Annotated in this window: 21 protein-coding genes and 1 pseudogene; 2 read left to right on the forward strand and 20 right to left on the reverse strand. The window is 65.9% G+C overall.

Going from position 1 to position 16,381, the window contains the following annotated elements; translation table 11 throughout:
• Positions 1–179 precede the first annotated feature (179 nt).
• The 12 genes from NP4_RS43115 to rpsH all read right to left on the reverse strand — a co-directional run bounded on the left by NP4_RS43115 (position 180) and on the right by rpsH (position 10,556).
• Complete coding sequence (locus NP4_RS43115; RefSeq protein WP_147288018.1) at positions 180–3,776, reverse strand: WXG100-like domain-containing protein; 3,597 nt, start codon at positions 3,774–3,776, stop codon at positions 180–182.
• Between the two features lie 13 nt (positions 3,777–3,789).
• Positions 3,790–4,095: a WXG100 family type VII secretion target gene (locus NP4_RS27105; protein ID WP_147288019.1), complete on the reverse strand. Its 306-nt coding sequence runs from the start codon at positions 4,093–4,095 to the stop codon at positions 3,790–3,792.
• A 155-nt stretch (positions 4,096–4,250) separates the two neighbouring features.
• Positions 4,251–5,015, reverse strand: a complete 765-nt coding sequence (locus NP4_RS27110; protein ID WP_068003656.1) for a DUF6585 family protein — start codon at positions 5,013–5,015, stop codon at positions 4,251–4,253.
• Positions 5,016–5,115: 100 nt separating this feature from the next.
• Positions 5,116–5,916 carry a type I methionyl aminopeptidase gene (map, locus tag NP4_RS27115; RefSeq protein WP_068003658.1) on the reverse strand — a complete coding sequence of 267 codons (801 nt, stop codon included), beginning with the start codon at positions 5,914–5,916 and terminating at the stop codon, positions 5,116–5,118.
• Positions 5,917–5,921: 5 nt separating this feature from the next.
• Positions 5,922–6,467, reverse strand: a complete 546-nt coding sequence (locus NP4_RS27120) for an adenylate kinase (RefSeq protein WP_062506937.1) — start codon at positions 6,465–6,467, stop codon at positions 5,922–5,924.
• Entirely contained in the window at positions 6,464–7,786 is a 1,323-nt protein-coding gene (gene secY / locus NP4_RS27125; protein ID WP_062506938.1) for a preprotein translocase subunit SecY, read from the reverse strand. The genes NP4_RS27120 and secY overlap by 4 nt, the downstream gene beginning before the upstream one ends.
• Before the next feature lie 109 nt (positions 7,787–7,895).
• Entirely contained in the window at positions 7,896–8,339 is a 444-nt protein-coding gene (rplO, locus tag NP4_RS27130) for a 50S ribosomal protein L15 (RefSeq protein WP_068003661.1), read from the reverse strand.
• Positions 8,336–8,521: a 50S ribosomal protein L30 gene (rpmD, locus tag NP4_RS27135; RefSeq protein WP_068003663.1), complete on the reverse strand. Its 186-nt coding sequence runs from the start codon at positions 8,519–8,521 to the stop codon at positions 8,336–8,338. The genes rplO and rpmD overlap by 4 nt, the downstream gene beginning before the upstream one ends.
• Position 8,522: 1 nt before the next feature.
• Positions 8,523–9,158: a 30S ribosomal protein S5 gene (rpsE, locus tag NP4_RS27140; protein WP_062506943.1), complete on the reverse strand. Its 636-nt coding sequence runs from the start codon at positions 9,156–9,158 to the stop codon at positions 8,523–8,525.
• Between the two features lie 34 nt (positions 9,159–9,192).
• Complete coding sequence (rplR, locus tag NP4_RS27145; RefSeq protein ID WP_068003664.1) at positions 9,193–9,600, reverse strand: 50S ribosomal protein L18; 408 nt, start codon at positions 9,598–9,600, stop codon at positions 9,193–9,195.
• A 3-nt stretch (positions 9,601–9,603) separates the two neighbouring features.
• Entirely contained in the window at positions 9,604–10,143 is a 540-nt protein-coding gene (rplF, locus tag NP4_RS27150) for a 50S ribosomal protein L6 (RefSeq protein ID WP_068003667.1), read from the reverse strand.
• Positions 10,144–10,157: 14 nt separating this feature from the next.
• Positions 10,158–10,556 carry a 30S ribosomal protein S8 gene (gene rpsH / locus NP4_RS27155; protein ID WP_062506949.1) on the reverse strand — a complete coding sequence of 133 codons (399 nt, stop codon included), beginning with the start codon at positions 10,554–10,556 and terminating at the stop codon, positions 10,158–10,160.
• A 287-nt stretch (positions 10,557–10,843) separates the two neighbouring features.
• Between rpsH and NP4_RS27160 the strand changes: the two genes are divergently transcribed.
• Both NP4_RS27160 and NP4_RS27165 read left to right on the forward strand, forming a co-directional pair.
• On the forward strand, positions 10,844–11,245 hold the full coding sequence (locus NP4_RS27160; protein WP_068003669.1) for a hypothetical protein: 402 nt from the start codon (positions 10,844–10,846) through the stop codon (positions 11,243–11,245).
• Between the two features lie 20 nt (positions 11,246–11,265).
• A complete protein-coding gene (locus NP4_RS27165) occupies positions 11,266–11,919 on the forward strand; it encodes a Uma2 family endonuclease (RefSeq protein WP_068003671.1) in 654 nt (217 codons plus the stop codon).
• A 421-nt stretch (positions 11,920–12,340) separates the two neighbouring features.
• On the opposite strand, the pseudogene NP4_RS41210 reads toward NP4_RS27165, so the two are convergent.
• From NP4_RS41210 to rplX, 8 genes and pseudogenes are all read right to left on the reverse strand, one after another.
• Positions 12,341–12,750: pseudogene (locus NP4_RS41210) on the reverse strand (transposase); the annotation flags it as partial.
• 169 nt (positions 12,751–12,919) lie between these two features.
• Positions 12,920–13,216 (reverse strand): hypothetical protein, encoded by a 297-nt coding sequence (locus NP4_RS27175; protein ID WP_068003673.1) that lies wholly within the window; start codon positions 13,214–13,216, stop codon positions 12,920–12,922.
• An 8-nt stretch (positions 13,217–13,224) separates the two neighbouring features.
• Positions 13,225–14,601, reverse strand: coding sequence for a hypothetical protein (locus NP4_RS27180; RefSeq protein ID WP_068003676.1), 1,377 nt, complete (start codon positions 14,599–14,601; stop codon positions 13,225–13,227).
• Positions 14,598–14,903 (reverse strand): WXG100 family type VII secretion target, encoded by a 306-nt coding sequence (locus NP4_RS27185; protein WP_068003678.1) that lies wholly within the window; start codon positions 14,901–14,903, stop codon positions 14,598–14,600. The genes NP4_RS27180 and NP4_RS27185 overlap by 4 nt, the downstream gene beginning before the upstream one ends.
• Positions 14,900–15,223 carry a WXG100 family type VII secretion target gene (locus NP4_RS27190; RefSeq protein ID WP_068003680.1) on the reverse strand — a complete coding sequence of 108 codons (324 nt, stop codon included), beginning with the start codon at positions 15,221–15,223 and terminating at the stop codon, positions 14,900–14,902. Before NP4_RS27190 ends, NP4_RS27185 begins: the two co-directional genes overlap by 4 nt.
• Positions 15,224–15,305: 82 nt before the next feature.
• Positions 15,306–15,491 (reverse strand): type Z 30S ribosomal protein S14, encoded by a 186-nt coding sequence (locus tag NP4_RS27195; protein WP_062507012.1) that lies wholly within the window; start codon positions 15,489–15,491, stop codon positions 15,306–15,308.
• A gap of 2 nt (positions 15,492–15,493) precedes the next feature.
• The gene (gene rplE, locus NP4_RS27200) at positions 15,494–16,066 is read right to left on the reverse strand and encodes a 50S ribosomal protein L5 (protein WP_062507014.1); all 573 of its coding nucleotides are present in this window, start codon (positions 16,064–16,066) and stop codon (positions 15,494–15,496) included.
• Positions 16,066–16,380, reverse strand: coding sequence for a 50S ribosomal protein L24 (gene rplX / locus NP4_RS27205; RefSeq protein ID WP_062507016.1), 315 nt, complete (start codon positions 16,378–16,380; stop codon positions 16,066–16,068). The genes rplE and rplX overlap by 1 nt, the downstream gene beginning before the upstream one ends.
• Position 16,381 lies beyond the last annotated feature (1 nt).

Consider the following 16,381-nt stretch of genomic DNA (forward strand, 5'->3'; position numbering starts at 1 on the left):
CAATTTCTTCGGAAAGTGTCCCGAATGCGGTTATCCCGCAAGGGCTTCCACAAATCCGCACGACGCAGGCACGGCCCACGCCTCATGCGACCGCCCCTGCGGTTGGACCGGCCTGGTACCCCTGACCACCATGACCGAACGCGGCGGCCGCAGCGGCCGCCCTCGGCCCTGAGACCGGCTCAGCGAGGTTTCGCGAACAACCGAGCTCGCCTGAGGTCATTGCCCATCACCTCGTAGACGAACCGGCCGATGTCCCCATCGGCCGGGACAGCGTCGTACCTCCGCTCCCATATCGTGGCGCCGTTCATCAGAATCCGGAATCGGGCGACGCCGTCGTTGCCCATGTCCCAGTCCGTCTCGACTCCATCGAGTCCGATCACCACATCGTCGATTCGCAGCATCAACGCTCCGCGCTCGCGATAGAACACCACGGAGACATCTCCCAGCGGTGCGTACACTCCGCCGATATGCGCTCCGACATCGGTCGTTGCCGGGGCGAATTCTCCGCTGCTGCAATTGAATTCGGAGTACTCGCCGAATCCCGTCAAGGGTCGGACGAACACATGTTCCGGGTGCGGGTCGCCCCAGACGGAGTTGTCCGGTGGCTGGGGAGCGGTGTAATCGGAGATGGGTGATGGAGTGAAATACCTTGGGGTGTAAGGCACCTTCGAGGACATGTCGGGAATTTCGATCTCCCGTTCCTCCTCGGGGATGCGGGGCGGTGCGGGTTCGTCGCTCGCCGGGCGCGGCTGGGTCTGCGGTACGCGTTCCGGCACGAAATCCCGGGCGGACGGCGATTCCATCGACTGCGCATGCGCGCGGCCCGCCGAATCCACCGCTATCCGAACATATTCGACCGTCGCGCCGGGACGTGCCAGCGCCTCGGCCAACTCCGGCGACCGTCCCAGTGCGGCGGTGAGTGCGGCCTCGTGCGGCGAATCACCGGCCCGATCCGATCGCAGGCCCACGACGATCACCTTCGGCGGATCGCCCTCGGCCAGTCCGACTCGATCGGAGACCACCCGAGCCCCCTCCGAACGCAGATAATCCTCCCCCGCCACCTTCGTGATCTCCTCCGTGACGGCGAAAACCCGCTCGCGCTGGTCGTGAAATTCCCCCGCGACCCGGTCGAGTTCATCGATAGCGGCCTGTTTGCGCTGCATCTCCGAGCCGCGCCCTGCGGCCACCTCCTCCGGCGTCGGGTCCACACGCATGGTCTGCGCCCGCAACCGCTCGATCTCTGCGTCCCGCCCCCGCCCGACCAGCTCCGCCGCATCGGCCGCCAACCGCTCCCGCCCCGCCGCGTCCTCGATCCCCGCACGCAACCGCGGCAATTCCCGGCGCAATGCCTCCCGCTCCCGAGCCAATCCGCCGACCTGCTCCCGAGCCTCGTCCGCCATATCGAACCGCCGCCGCTCCCCCACAGCCCGCCGAGTCCCGTCCACCTCTCGCGCAGAGTCCCCCATACCACGCGAATCATGTTCGTACACCGACGATTCCGCCTCTTCACGCACCCCCGACGCACGCTCGAGCCCCGACCGCCCCTCATCCACACGCCCCACGGCCGAATCCTTCCGCCCGGCCCGCACCGCAGCCCCGCTCTCCTCGGCGCCGCCCCCAGCCCGACCATGCTCGGCCGCCAGCGACCGCGCCCCACCGGAACCCGCCTCGCCCGAACCCGTCGCCCCCGACCGAGCCTGCCCACCGGCGACCACCCCTCCGCGAGCCGAATGACCATCCCGCTCCACCGGCGAGGCCTTCACCTCACCACCACGCGCACTCTCCCCGCTATGCCGCTCCACCCCCACCCGCTGCGGCACAGAATGAGACCCATCCCCCACACCCCGCCCAGCCACACCAGCACCCGAACGCCCTTCCGGCACAACAGCATCACGCCCCACCCCTTGCCCAGACCGCCCCTGCGCCACGTCCCCCGAACCCTCGGGACGCGACAAAACCTCACCCCCCGAAAGCGAACCCCCAACCCCTTCCGACAAACCCGACCGCTCCTCAGACCGCCCCCGCGGTAGGTCCCGAGACCCCTCGGACGACAACTCTCCCCTCGAAGACAACACCCCTTCCCCCTCTGACAAACTCGCCCGCTCACCAGACCGCCCCTGCGCCACTTCCCCCTCGCCTTCAGGGCGCGACAACACCTCACCACCCGAGGACAACTCACCATCGGCCCGCGACAAACCCGGCCCCTCACCAGACCGCCCCTGCGACACAGCCCCCGAACCCTCAGAACGCGACAACACCTCACCACCCGAGGGCACCACCTCCTCAGCCCGAGACAAACCCGGCCGATCTCCAGATCGCCCCTGCCTCACTTCCCCCTCGCCTTCAGGGCGCGAGAACACCTCACCACCCGAAGACAACTCACCATCGGCCCGCGACAAACCCGGCCCCTCACCAGACCGCCCCTGCGACACAGCCCCCGAACCCTCAGAACGCGACAACACCTCATCGCTCGAAGGCAATGCCCTATGAGCCCGCGAGTTGCTCGGCCGAACTTCCGCCGTGTCCTCGGGGCGCGGGGACAAGTGGTCGCGCGGGGGGCCTTCCGCGCGGACCGGATGCGACGTACCACCGCTCGACTCGTCGCCGGGGGATGCCGCCCGTTGCCGTGTGGCGTCGCGGGAACCCGAATGGCCCTCATCGCCACTCGGCCGCGCGCCGGGCGCGCGATTGTCCGACGACCCCGTATCACCGGAGCCGTCGGGACGTTGTGCGGGATGCGACCCGTCGCCGTTCGTCGCACGCCCACCCTCATCGGGCGCCACCCTGGCACGCGGTCCCTCCGGGCCGCCCATCGGTCCGGCCTCCGGCGCCTCGTATCGGCTCGTCCCCGGCCGTGCGGATCCGGCACCGGCATGCCGGAATCCTTTGCCACCGCCGACGAGCGCGCCGAAACTCGCACTGCTGGTGAGCACCCGCGGATCCCAGGCCCCGCCATTGACCCAGGCCCCGATGCCCCACGATCCGACGGCACCGATCATCCCGGCCCCGGTGCCGATGACCGCGCCCTTGAACGCCTCGCCCCACCGTCCACCGGGCAGCGTCACCCTCGTGCCGAACTTGCTGAACTGTTCGCCCACGGGCCCGCCGATCGCGCCGCCCACAGCGGCCGTATAGGCGGTGGCGCCGATGCGATTCCAGTCGATCCCCTTGCGATGACCCTGCAGTACCTGGACCTCCTGCAGTACGAAGTCCTGCCCCACACTGATCGCGGTCCCGATAACCACATGCTGCGCAAGGAATTTCACCAGCGCGTGCTCGCCGAACCTGGCCGCGTAGCGCGCGATGAAACTCACCGCCCGCTCACCCAGCAGCCGGATCGCCATCCTCGTCGCGACCGTCGCCGCGGCCTCCACGGCGGGCGCGGTCGGTGGAAAGACCCATGCCGCAGCGATTTCCACCGCAAGCAGCCCGAGGGTGCTGATGATCAGCCACTTGGTGTACTGAATCTCGGTGCCCACGCCGTCGGCGGATTCGGCTACCTGGTCGAGGATTTCGGCGAGATGGTGAATCGACTGCGGGCCGCTGCCGAGTTTGTCCAGCGACGCCACCATGGCCTCGCGACCCTCACCCCATGGATAGGCGGCGATGGTCTGTCGCCGCGCCGCCGCCAAATCGGGGAGCAGATCGCGCAGTTCGGCGGCCGCCTTGCGCCAGTCGGCGGCGACGGCCCACATCCTGTCCTCATCGCCCTCCGGCCAGGCCGAACCGGCGACCCAGCCGAGCCAGCGCAGCTCGGCGGGCAGATCCAATGACAACGCCGTTACCGATTCAGAACCGGTCCTGCCGCTCCAACAAGGTGGCGGCGCGGTACTGACCGTCGGAGTAGGAGTCGAGCGTCGTGCGCACATTCCCCATGCCGGTGGTCAGATTCTCCCGCGCGGCAAGGTAACCAGGCTGCCCACCGGATCCGTCGGCGAAGGGCTGGCCGTAGCCGTCATCACCCCAGGGCGCGCCCTTGGTCGCGAGCGAGGACTCCAGATTCGACAGAATCGCACCCACCCGATCCCGCAACTCACCCATATGCGCCGCGGCGCCGCGCAACTGCGCGGGCGTCACCTCGACCTTCGTCGCCACCACCATCCCCTTCCGAGAGAACGGCTACGACGATCACACACCCCGGACCACCCGCAGAAGATCGCGGAATCCGATTTAACGACGTCCTGACATCCTCTGCGCCGCACCGAATCTCGCAGAACTCACATCACGGCCGGTCGCGGACCTACCACCGCTCACGCCTCGTTGACGGATTCCTGACGCACGGCCCGCATCCGATAGACGAGCTCACGGAAGATCGGATAGTTCGGAATCTGACTGACCGGCAACGATTCCAACGGCTGCGACCACCCCACCACCGGTACGCTCAACCATCCCCCAACCACTTCCAGCCCCGCCACCCGCGACCACGCCACCGCCTCGCGCCCGGCCCCGATCTCGTCCCGGCTCATCCAGAACCGATCGAAATCCAGCCGCGCCCCCGCATCCAGCGCCGCACCGGCCCCCGGCAACTGCGCCTCGGTCACGGCCCGCTCGATCATCGGCCCCCACTGCTCCGGCCGCCCGATGCCGTGCCGCAGCGCCACCGGCGCACCCGTCACATCGGTGACCGTGTAGCTATACGAAATCTGCTGCGGCCCAGGATTCTTCGCCAATTGCACGATCTTGCGCCGCACCCGCGTGCTGTCGTACCGAACCACGCGCGAACGCCCCCGACAGGTGATCACGAGCCCGCGCTCGAACAAATCCAGCCGGGTCCCCGCATTGCGCGCGGTGACGAATCCCAGCCACCCCAGACCGATCAGCAGCCGAGCCCCGCACACCAGCGCGACCGTGAGCCCGACAATCCCCAGAGCCGCGGCTCCCACCGCGAATCCGACCACCGCCGCCCCGACGCCGACCGCGGTCACAACCCCGATCACCACATGCCGCCGCAGATCCGGAACAACAGGCAGATACACCGCCACCTGCCGCCCGAGTTGTTCGCGCTCCGCCGTCATTCCCGAATCATGCCCACGCCGACGGGTCGCCCAAACCACCTTGACGCAATCAATGCGTCACGTTCAGACGAGACTTAACAGGCGAAAGCTAGGGGTTGCCCTACTCCGGCCGAAGCGTCAGAATGCGCGGCCCGTCCTCGGTCACCGCGACGGTGTGCTCCCAGTGCGCCGCCCGCGAACCGTCCTCGGTCACCACGGTCCAGTCGTCGTCGAGCACCCGGGTCTGTGTGGTGCCGAGCGTCAGCATCGGCTCGATGGCCAGCACCGAACCGACCACCAGCTTCGGCCCGCGACCCGGTTCGCCCTCATTGGCCAGGAACGGGTCCATATGCATCTGCCGCCCGATACCGTGCCCGCCGTAGCCGTCGACGATGCCGTAGGCCCGGCCGTGCGCCTTCTCCGCGGCCCGCGTGCCCAGTTCGATCGCGTGCGAGATGTCGGTGAGGCGGCTGCCGGGCAGCATGGCCGCGATTCCGGCCTCCATCGACAGCCGGGTGGCCTCGCTCAGCAGGCGGTCGGCCTCGATGACGGTGCCGACGCCGAAGGTCCACGCCGAATCTCCGTGCCAGCCGTCGAGGATCGCGCCGCAGTCGATCGACACCAGATCGCCCTCGGTCAGCACCTCGTCCTTCGACGGAATCCCGTGCACCACACGGTCGTTCACCGACGAGCAGATCGAACCGGGAAAGCCGTGGTAACCCTTGAACGAGGGCACCGCGCCCGCGTCACGAATGGTCTGCTCGGCGACCTCGTCCAGCTCGAGCGTCGACACACCGGGCTTGGCCGCGGCGCGAACCGCGACCAGGGCCTTGCCCACGATCGCGCCGGCGGCTGCCATGGCGTCGAGTTCCCCGGCGGTGCGGAACGGCACCACCTTCTTGTTCTTGCGGCCGAAGACCATTCCCGTCAGCGACCCAGCGCCCGCAGGATGCGCTCGTTGACCTCGTCCACCGAGCCGACGCCGTCGATCGACACGACCGACCCGTCGTAATGCTCGAGCAGCGGCTCGGTCTCCTCGCGGTAGACCCGCATGCGGTTGCGGATGATGTCCTCGTTGTCATCGGCGCGGCCACGGCCGAGCATCCGCTCGACCACGACATCCTCGGGCACCACGATGCTCACGACGCCGTCCAGCTCGCGACCGGACTCCTTGAGCATCTTCTCGAGCGCCTCGGCCTGATCGACCGTGCGCGGGTAACCGTCCAGGACGAAGCCGTTGGCGGCGTCGGGCTCGGCGATACGCGACTCCACCATCCGGTTGGTCACATCGCTGGGCACCAGATTGCCCGCGTCCAGATACTGCTGCGCCTCGCGGCCCAGCGGGGTCTGCTGTGAGATGTTCGCGCGGAAGAGGTTCCCGGTGGAGATGTGCGGGACACCCAGCTTGTCCGACAGCAGTTCTGCCTGCGTGCCCTTGCCGGCACCCGGCGGTCCGAGCAGTACGAGTCTCACTTGAGGAACCCTTCGTAATTTCTGTTCATCAATTGGCTCTCGATCTGTTTGACCGTATCGAGGCCCACACTCACCACGATCAGCACCGAGGTACCGCCGAACGGCAGGAAGTTCGACCCGCCGCCGGCCGCCCCGATGTGCAGGAGCAGGTTCGGCAGCACAGCCACCAGACCCAGATAGATCGAACCGGGCAGTGTGATTCGGCTCAGGACGTACTGGAGATAATCCGCGGTCGGCTTACCGGGACGATACCCCGGAATGAAACCGCCGAACTTCTTCATCTCGTCCGCGCGTTCCTCCGGATTGAAGGTGATAGCGACGTAGAAGTAGGTGAAGAACACGATCAGCGCGAAGTAGATCGCCATATACGCGGGGTTACCGGGATTGACCAGGTATTTCTGGATGATCTCCTGCCACCAGCTCCCCGAGCCGGAATTCGACTGGGTCAGCTGCGCGACCAGATTCGGCAGATACAGCAGCGAGGACGCGAAGATCACGGGGATGACGCCGGCCTGGTTGACCTTCAACGGCAGATAGGTCGAGGAGCCGCCGTACATCTTGCGACCGACCACGCGCTTGGCGTACTGCACCGGAATTCGGCGCTGACCCTGTTCGACGAAGATCACCGCGCCGATCACCAGCAGCGCCGCGAAACACACCAGGCCGAAGATCAATCCGCCCTTGGTGTCGAGAATCTGCTTGCCCTCACCGGGGATTCGCGCCGCGATACCGGCGAAGATCAGCAGCGACATACCGTTGCCGACGCCGCGCTCGGTGATCTGCTCGCCGAACCACATCACCAGTGCCGCACCGGCGGTCATCACCAGCACGATGATGATCATGCCGAAAACGCTTGTGTCGGCGAGGATGTCCTGCGGGCAGCCGCGCATCAGCTGTTTGCGAGCCGCGAGCGCCACGAGGCCGGTGGCCTGCAGAATGGCAAGGGCGACAGCAAGATAGCGCGTGTACTGCGTCATCTTGGTCTGGCCGGACTGGCCTTCCTTGCGCAGTTCCTCGAAGCGCGGGATGACCACCGTGAGCAACTGGATGATGATGCTCGCGGTGATGTAGGGCATGATGCCGATCGCGAACACCGACAGCTGCAGCAGCGCGCCGCCGGAGAACAGATTGATCAGCTGGTAGATACCCGCCGAATCACCGCCGGAGACGACGTCGATACAGTGCCGGACCGCCTTGTAATCCACACCGGGAGACGGCAGCGTCGCGCCGATCCGGTACAGCACGATCAGGCCCAGCGTGAAGAGAATCTTCCGCCGTAAGTCCGGGGTCCGGAAAGCCGATACGAAGGCGGAAAGCACAGATCCTCCTGGCTAACGACATGGGGCGGTGGCAGACAACAATTGAACTCTAACAGCGACGCCGGACGGGCTCTCACCCGTCCGGCGACCTCTGTCTTTACCCTTACTGTCAGCCCAGCTCGGTGGCGGTGCCACCGGCAGCGGCGATCTTCTCCTTGGCGGAGCCGGAGAACTTGTCGGCGGTAACCTGAACGGCCACACCGATTTCGCCTTCACCGAGCACCTTGACCAGCTCGTTCTTGCGCACCGCACCGGCCGCGACGAGCTCGTCCTTGCCGATCGCGCCGCCCTGCGGGAACAGCCGGGCGATGTCGCCCACATTGACGACCTGGTACTCGACGCGGAAGGGGTTGGTGAAACCCTTCAGCTTCGGCAGGCGCATGTGGATCGGCATCTGGCCACCCTCGAAGCGGGCGGGCACGTTCTTGCGAGCCTTCGTACCCTTGGTACCGCGGCCCGCGGTCTTGCCCTTGGAGCCCTCACCGCGACCCAGGCGGGTCTTCTCGGTCTTGGAGCCCGGGGCCGGACGCAGGTGATGCAACTTGATGGTCATGCGTTGACCTCCTCAACGACTACGAGGTGGCGCACGACGTTGATCAGCCCGCGGTTCTGCGCGTTGTCCTCGCGGATCACGGTCTGGCGGATACCGCGCAGGCCGAGGGTGCGCAGGGACTCCCGCTGATTCTTCTTGGCGCCGATCTTGGACTTGATCTGGGTCACCTTGAGCTGTGCCATATCAGGCTCCCTGTCCGGCACGCGCACGCAGCATGCCCGCCGGGGCAACATCCTCGATCGGCAGACCGCGGCGAGCGGCCACCTCCTCCGGACGCTGCAGCATCTTGAGGGCCGCCACCGTCGCGTGCACGACGTTGATGGCGTTGTCGCTACCGAGCGACTTGGCCAGGATGTCGTGGATACCGGCGCACTCCAGCACGGCGCGCGCGGCACCACCGGCGATCACACCGGTACCGGGCGAGGCCGGACGCAGCATGACCACACCGGCCGCCGCCTCACCCTGAACCGGGTGGGTGACGGTCGAGCCGATCATCGGGACGCGGAAGAAGTTCTTACGAGCCTCTTCGACGCCCTTCTGGATGGCCGCGGGAACTTCCTTGGCCTTGCCGTAGCCGACGCCGACCAGACCGTTGCCGTCGCCCACGATCACCAGGGCGGTGAAGCTGAAGCGCCGACCACCCTTGACGACCTTGGAGACGCGGTTGATCGCGACGACCCGCTCGAGCTGGTTCTTCTCGGCCTGAGTCTGCTCGCGACGATCGTCGCGACGACCCCGACGCTCGCCGCGACCGCCGTCGTTGCTTCCGTTCTGTCCGGCGGGTCCGTTTCCGCCGTCACGCCGCTGACGTCCCGGCATCAGACGTTCCTTCCGTTGCGCTTGCTGTTGGTCATCAGAACTTCAACCCGCCTTCCCGAGCGGCGTCCGCCAGGGCGGCGATGCGGCCGTGGTAGTCGTGGCCACCGCGGTCGAACACCACGGTCTCCACGCCGGCGGCCTTCGCGCGGGCGGCGATCAGCTCGCCGACCTTGGCGCCCTTGGCGCTCTTGTCGCCGTCGACGGCCCGCACATCGGCCTCGATCGAGGAGGCCGCGGCGAGGGTCTTGCCGACCGAGTCGTCGATGAGCTGGGCGTGCAGGTGCCGCGCGGAGCGGAACACGACCAGACGCGGGCGCTCGGAGGTACCGAGGACCTTCTTGCGCAGACGGAAGTGCCGGTGGCCCTTGGCAATACGACGACGAGTCGAGGCGTCCTTGCCGATCGGCTTACGCGCGGCCTTCTGAGTTTCGGTTTGTGCCATGGCTTACTTACCCGTCTTTCCGACCTTGCGGCGAACGACTTCGCCTTCGTACCGGATGCCCTTGCCCTTGTACGGGTCGGGCTTGCGCAGGCCGTGGATGACCGCGGCGATCTGGCCGACCTTCTGCTTGTCGATACCCGACACCGAGAACTTGGTGGGGGACTCGACCTTGAAGGTGATGCCCTCGGGGGCCTCGACCGGAACCGGGTGGCTGTAGCCCAGGGCGAACTCCAGGTTCGAACCCTTCGCCTGCACGCGGTAACCGACGCCGAAGATTTCCATCTTCTTCTCGTAGCCCTGGGTCACGCCTTGGATCATGTTGGCGATCAGGGTCCGGGTCAGGCCGTGCAGCGAGCGGTTCTCACGCTCGTCGTTCGGGCGAACGACCTCGATCTGGCCGTCCTCACCCTTGGCGACGGTGATCGGCTCGGCCACCACGTGCGACAGGGTGCCCTTGGAACCCTTGACCGACACGCTCTGGCCGTCGATGTTCACCTCGACGCCGGCGGGCACCGGAATCGGCTTCTTGCCGATACGCGACATTGCTCCTACCTCCCTTACCAGACGTAGGCGAGGACTTCCCCGCCTACACCTTGCTGCTTGGCCTGACGGTCGGTGAGCAGGCCCTGCGACGTGGAGATGATGGCCACGCCGAGGCCGCCCAGAACCTTGGGCAGGTTGGTGGATTTCGCGTACACCCGAAGACCGGGCTTGGACACCCGGCGCACACCGGCGAGCGAACGCTCGCGGCTCTGTCCGTACTTCAGGTCGACGATCAGGGTCTTGCCGACGGTGGCGTCCTCGACGCGGTAGTCGGCGATGTAGCCCTCACGCTTCAAGATCTCGGCGATATTCGCCTTGAGCTTGGAGTGCGGCGCTTTCACCTGATCGTGGTACGCCGAGTTGGCGTTGCGCAGACGGGTCAAGAAGTCTGCAATCGGATCAGTCATGGTCATGGGTAGACCACTCACCTTTCTCGCCGCGGTTCCCATGCAGCACCCGCATGTCTCGCGACACGCGAATCGTGGGCCTACAGCAATTCGGCTGGTCCAACCGGCTTTGGCCGATCGGTTGAGTGCACGTCACCGGGGCTCACGTGCGGACACAGAGCTCCCCAGGCAACCGCTCTAGTGTAGAGGCGCCGCCGAGCAGGGCAAAATCGGGACCGCCCCTGATCACGCAGGTGGGCCTAAGGTGTGATGCACGCGACGGCCGACCCCCGGCCGCGGAGAGGAGACCAGCGGTGCGTCCGGCGGTATTCGTATTCTCTGCACTCGCGGCCTGGGCGACGACCTCGGCCTGCGCAAGCGACAACCCTCCCGCACCCCACCCCGCGGCCGCCTCCCAGACCACCCCCGCAGCGGACGCGCCGGAAAAACTGACCGTCCAAGCCGGAACGGGCACCGAACGCTTCCCGGTCCCCGGAGTAGCCGTCCGCATCACCTCGTGCGCGAACGACACCGAACTGGCTACGATCACCACCGGCCGCGACGGCAACGCCACCCAACCGGTCGCGGCGGGCTGCTACCGCGCGACGGTGACGACGGTCCCCTCGGGGTGCCAGGCCGACGAGGTGGCAAGCGATACGGCGGATGTGAAGCCGGGCGAACCGGCCACGGTGCGTTTCCTGATCCATTGCGCCTAGGACGCGCCTACGATGACACCATGTCGAGTCCAGCCGCGGAGCGGCCCGACCTCCCGGAATATATGACCTGGGAGCAGCTCGAGCAGTTGCCCGAAGAGGTCGCCGGGCAGATCGAGCTGTGGAACGGTCGAGTGGTCTGGGTTCGCCGCGGACCGGCCGAACATCAGGAATTCACCAATTTGATGTGGAGCGGCCTGCGTCGCTGTGCTCGTGCGGAGATGGCGCGGACTCCGGAGCACTGCTGGCGGGTTCACACGGAAACGAATGTGTTTCTCGGCAGGTCGGGGAAGAACGATTTCGTGACGCCGGACTTCCTCGTCCACCGCTGCCTCCCCCAGCCGTACCAGGACGTCCGCGCCGACGACGTCCTCCTGGCCGGCGAAGTGCTGTCTCCGTCGAACACTCAAACCGACATCGACGAAAAGAAGGCGCGTTACGCCACGGCAGGCATCCCCTGGTACTGGGAGGTGACACTCGAACGTGGGCGAAGTGCGATAGCCATGGTCCGCGCCTACGCTCTGGAAACCGACCACGGCAAACTCCCCCCCGGCGTCCATCCCCTGTATCCCGCCAACTACCTGCTGACCGGCAAGTGGACACCGAAGAGTTCCGACGCGATCGTGGCCGCGCTACCCTTCCCGATCCACATCCCGTGGACCGATCTCGAGTTCTGACCTGCCCGGGCTGACACCGCTAGGCTCCCACCGACCGATGCACCACACAATCGGCCGAACCGTCGAAGACCACCAGCGCCTCGGTGAACGATCTGCCCTTTGTTCACCCGCACCGTCGACGGAGGCTTGGATCCACTACTGACCGTGGTACCGATCTGAGGTGACGCCACGAGCACCCGAATTCAACGAGTCACGCCGCCGATCCGACCGTCGTCGAGGAGCCGACAACTTCGGGCGTGCCGGACGCTCTCGCCTCAGCGAACATCAAGCGCCGCAATGACTTCCGACAGCAACGGTACTGGCACCGAAGTACGCCGAGGACAAGCGCCTGGCGACGCCGTGAAGCCGGGACTGCTGCAAGATCAAGTGAAAGTTTCGGTCACGCGGCCTGACTGGCCGGTGAGGTCGGGATGGATTCGTATTAGACCGGCGTCAAACGGCCGAGGGCGGGTTTGACGGCGGCGGCGATAGATCCCCTCGATCCAGGTGACGATCGAGATGCGCAATTCCTCACGGCTGCACCAGGATCGGCGGTCGAGGACGTTCTTCTGCTGCAGCGCGAAGAAACTCTCCATGGCCTCTTTGTCACCAGCCGTGCCGACACGGCCCATCGACCCGGCCACGCGGTGACGACCCCAGGAGCGTACGAACTTTCGGCTTTGAAATTGCGACCCCCGATCGGTGTGCAGAATGCAGTCGGCCACCTCGCCGCGGCGCACACGCATTGTTGAGAGCACGGTCAGCGAGCGCCGATTTCATCCGGGAATCGATGGAGTAGCCGACAATCCGGTTGGAATAGACGTCCTTGACCGCGCGGATGTAGAGCTTGCCGACAGTGCCGTCCGGAGGATGTCGGCGAGGTCGTAGGCGTATTTGCCCAGAGCCGACACCCCGTCGGGAACGACGACGAGCTCTGGGCTCCCCCTAGTCTCACCCCATGCCCGAAGGTGATATTCCCCTGCGAACGGGGATCGAGGTCGGGAGTTCGCCGATCGCCGGTTCAGTCGCCGCTGAACCAGAGGTAGCCCTGTATGCGAATGGCCTGCTCCGCGGCTGCTCGGAGGGCATCGAACATCTCCGACTCATCGTCGTTCTTCGGCGTCATACCCGCCAGCTCCTCCAGGAAGAATTTGAGCTGGTAGGAGTTGAACATCGTATCCGCGTATTTGTGGATGCCTCGCATCATCGATCCCAGAGGAGCATCCAGAACCGAATCGGAAAGCCACTGCGCGAGTGGGCCGGTGATGGTTTCGACCTCTTTGTGGTTGATGGCCTGAACTACGACTGCGATGCCCAAGGATCCTCCTAGATCGGATACATGTTGATGATGGTCCCCCAGCGGTCGGTGATCACCTTGTACCGCCGTGTCGGTTGTCCACCGTTGTCCGGTGATCGGTTGCCGATATCCCGACCAGCGTCGACCTCACGTTCGTAATTCCCGTAGTCGTTGGGCCCTCGGGCCTCGACTTCCCGGGCTGCCTCGGCCAGTGCTTCGAGATCCGTGCCCTTCGCGAATGTGCTCTTGTCCGACGTGGCTTCCGGCCCGCCCTCGACGTGCCTGCGTCTGATGTAGTCCTCGGACTCGTCGGTGAAGTCCTCCAGCGGAATACCGGGCGCCGGAGTCAAATCCTCATACTTGGTCGCCACCGTCATCACCCCGTCGGCAGCGACAATGACCTTCATCGCGATGATCGAGGCGAGATTGTTGATCGCCTTCTCGAGGTCGATCGAGGGCACCGCGTGGAAAGCGTCGACGATGCCGACCGCGCCGGCGGCCAGTGACGTGAGCCCGATGACCCGGACCATCTGGCTCGCACGATAGGACGCCTGGATCGCACTGATCGTGGCCAGAACGTCCGCGTCGATCGCCGCTGCGGCCGCCACGGCCGAGGTGCCCAGGCTGAACAATGCCAGCGCCCCGCCCAGTACCGCCGTGACCGCGATCGACAGCTCCAAAGTATTGATGGTGCTGGAGGTTTCGCTACCCAGCGCCACCGTCGCGTCGTGATACTCCTGCACCGGGGCGGCCATTTTCTGGCCCGCCGTCGCCACGGTGTCAGCGCCGGTTTTCAGGGTTGCGAAATGGTCCTGGAGCAGTTGCCTGTTGGTGGCGTCGTCCATGCCGTCGAACAGGGCGGAGATCGTCGCGATCCGTCCCGCCGCCCCGACAACCGATTCGTGGTTGGCGAAGGTGTTCCACGTGGTATGCGCCTTGTCCAGTTTGGACCGGTCGCCGTTGGGGAGTTTGCCGAAGGCGGCGAGGACCTTGGCGATGAGCTTGTCGAAGAATTCCTTGACGCCGCCGTGGTCGTGATCGAAGCCGATTCCGTTGTCGCCCACCGAACTCGGTATCGAGACCTTGTACTCGCCGACCTGGCTGGTATTCGGGCGCGGCGGGGGCGGATCGCTCTTGTTGGCGATGCCGTAGTTGTAACCCATCGCGTACAGCACGGCACCGTAATTGGTCAGGGCGTTGGCCAGACTCGAACAGACCTGCATCGTCTGCTGCGCGGATTTGTCGTACGCCTCGCCCCACTGCCGGCAGCCCGGCGCGTCCCCGGCCATGCCCACGCATTCGCCCTTGACCGCCTCGTGCACCGGCTTGTCCGCGCGCCGCAGTTCATCGGCGAGATCCTGGCACTTCTTGGCCGCGTCGTAGTACACCTGCCAGTCGACGATCACGGCTGGCCCGATTGCAGCATTCGTCGATTCACATCGATGGCCGAGGTGTAGCGCCCGTGCGCCTGCTGCGCCGCCTCGCTCATATCGGCGATCCCCTGGGCGAATTCGCGTGCGGCGGCGAGCCATTGGGCGTGAGCGTCGGCGTAGGCGGTGGCCGCCGCAGATTCCCAGCTGCCGCTGTGCAGGGCCTTGACCTTGTCGTCGAGGCCGTCCAAATGCTCGGAGACGAAGGCGGACAGGGCATTCAGCCGGGATACGACTCGATCCAACTCATCGAGATCGACCTTGAATTCGGAGCTCATGACATATCCAGGGTGCCGACCGACTCGGCACTGTCCGAATCGGTTTTGCGGTAGTTGGCGGCGGTGACGCCCAGCTTCTCGGCCAGGGAAGTCAGGGCCTGCATCAGCTGGCTGCCACCGTCGTGGGTTTCGCTCCAACCCGTGCCGAACTCGTCGGCCGCATCGCCGGTCCAGCCGGATGTGAGCAGCGAATCAACTTCACGAGCGGCGGAGTCGAGTGCCTGCTTCATCGTGTCGGCGATGTTGTATACATACTGGCCGACCGCTTGGACGTCGTCGGGAACGACAACGAGCTCTGGACTCCCCCCACTGTCACTCATGCCCGAAGGCTACTGACACCCCCACAACGACGGCAACCCGGCACAGCCGAAGCTGTACCGGGTCACCGACTGATGCGTCGACTTACCAGCTAGCCTTGTGCACGCCCGGCAGCTCACCCCGGTGAGCCATCTCCCGCAGGCACACGCGGCACAGCCCGAACTTGCGGTACACCGCGTGCGGGCGGCCGCAGCGCTGGCAGCGGGTGTAGGCGCGAACCGCGAACTTCGGCTTCGCGTTGGCCTTGTTGATCAGAGCCTTCTTAGCCATGCTCAGTTCTCCTTGAACGGGAAGCCGAGGTGACGCAGCAGGGCGCGGCCCTCTTCGTCGTTGGTCGCCGTGGTCACGACGGTGATGTCCATACCGCGCGGACGATCGATCTTGTCCACGTCGATCTCGTGGAACATCGACTGCTCGGACAGGCCGAACGTGTAGTTGCCATTGCCGTCGAACTGCTTCGGCGACAGGCCGCGGAAGTCGCGGATACGCGGGAGGGCGATGGACACCAGGCGGTCCAGGAACTCCCACATGCGGTCGCCACGCAGGGTGACGCGGGCGCCGATCGGCATGCCCTCACGCAGCTTGAACTGCGCGATGGACTTGCGGGCCTTACGGATCTCCGGCTTCTGACCGGTGATCAGGGCCAGGTCGGCCACGGCGCCGTTGATCAGCTTCGCGTCACGGGCGGCGTCGCCGACACCCATGTTCACGACGACCTTCACCACGCCCGGGATCTGCATCACGTTGGCGTAGTTGAATTCGCTGTTCAGCGCGTCCTTGATCTCCGCGCGGTAGCGCAGCTTCAGACGCGGCTGGATCTTCTCGGAGTTTTCCACGGTGGTCATCAGATGTCCTTCCCGTTACGACGGGAGATACGCACCCGCTTGCCGTTCTCGTCGGTGCGGTAACCCACGCGGGTCGGCTTGCCGTCGGAGTCGACAACCATCACGTTCGAGACGTGGATGGGCGCTTCCTGGGTCACGATGCCGCCCGAGCTGGCGCCACGCTGGTTCGCGGAGTTCGCGACATGCTTCTTGATGCGGTTGACGCCCTCGACCAGGACCTTCTCGGTCTGCGGGTAGGCCTGGATGACCTTGCCCTTGGCGCCCTTGTCCTTACCGGACACGACGATCACGGTGTCGCCCTTGTGCACCTTCATG

This window comes from Nocardia pseudobrasiliensis NBRC 108224, assembly GCF_001613105.1.
GTDB lineage: Bacteria > Actinomycetota > Actinomycetes > Mycobacteriales > Mycobacteriaceae > Nocardia > Nocardia pseudobrasiliensis.

Coding starts and splice junctions, on each gene's coding strand:
- rplX (WP_062507016.1), bottom strand. CDS start 16,380: ATGAAGGTGCACAAGGGCGACACCGTGATCGTCGTGTCCGGTAAGGAC.
- NP4_RS27195 (WP_062507012.1), bottom strand. CDS start 15,491: ATGGCTAAGAAGGCTCTGATCAACAAGGCCAACGCGAAGCCGAAGTTC.
- NP4_RS27185 (WP_068003678.1), bottom strand. CDS start 14,903: ATGAGCTCCGAATTCAAGGTCGATCTCGATGAGTTGGATCGAGTCGTA.
- NP4_RS27165 (WP_068003671.1), top strand. CDS start 11,266: ATGTCGAGTCCAGCCGCGGAGCGGCCCGACCTCCCGGAATATATGACC.
- rpmD (WP_068003663.1), bottom strand. CDS start 8,521: ATGGCACAGCTCAAGGTGACCCAGATCAAGTCCAAGATCGGCGCCAAG.
- rpsH (WP_062506949.1), bottom strand. CDS start 10,556: ATGACCATGACTGATCCGATTGCAGACTTCTTGACCCGTCTGCGCAAC.
- rplO (WP_068003661.1), bottom strand. CDS start 8,339: ATGACCATCAAGTTGCATCACCTGCGTCCGGCCCCGGGCTCCAAGACC.
- rpsE (WP_062506943.1), bottom strand. CDS start 9,158: ATGCCGGGACGTCAGCGGCGTGACGGCGGAAACGGACCCGCCGGACAG.
- NP4_RS27110 (WP_068003656.1), bottom strand. CDS start 5,015: ATGACGGCGGAGCGCGAACAACTCGGGCGGCAGGTGGCGGTGTATCTG.
- rplR (WP_068003664.1), bottom strand. CDS start 9,600: ATGGCACAAACCGAAACTCAGAAGGCCGCGCGTAAGCCGATCGGCAAG.
- map (WP_068003658.1), bottom strand. CDS start 5,916: ATGGTCTTCGGCCGCAAGAACAAGAAGGTGGTGCCGTTCCGCACCGCC.
- rplE (WP_062507014.1), bottom strand. CDS start 16,066: ATGACCACCGTGGAAAACTCCGAGAAGATCCAGCCGCGTCTGAAGCTG.
- NP4_RS27190 (WP_068003680.1), bottom strand. CDS start 15,223: ATGAGTGACAGTGGGGGGAGTCCAGAGCTCGTTGTCGTTCCCGACGAC.
- rplF (WP_068003667.1), bottom strand. CDS start 10,143: ATGTCGCGTATCGGCAAGAAGCCGATTCCGGTGCCCGCCGGCGTCGAG.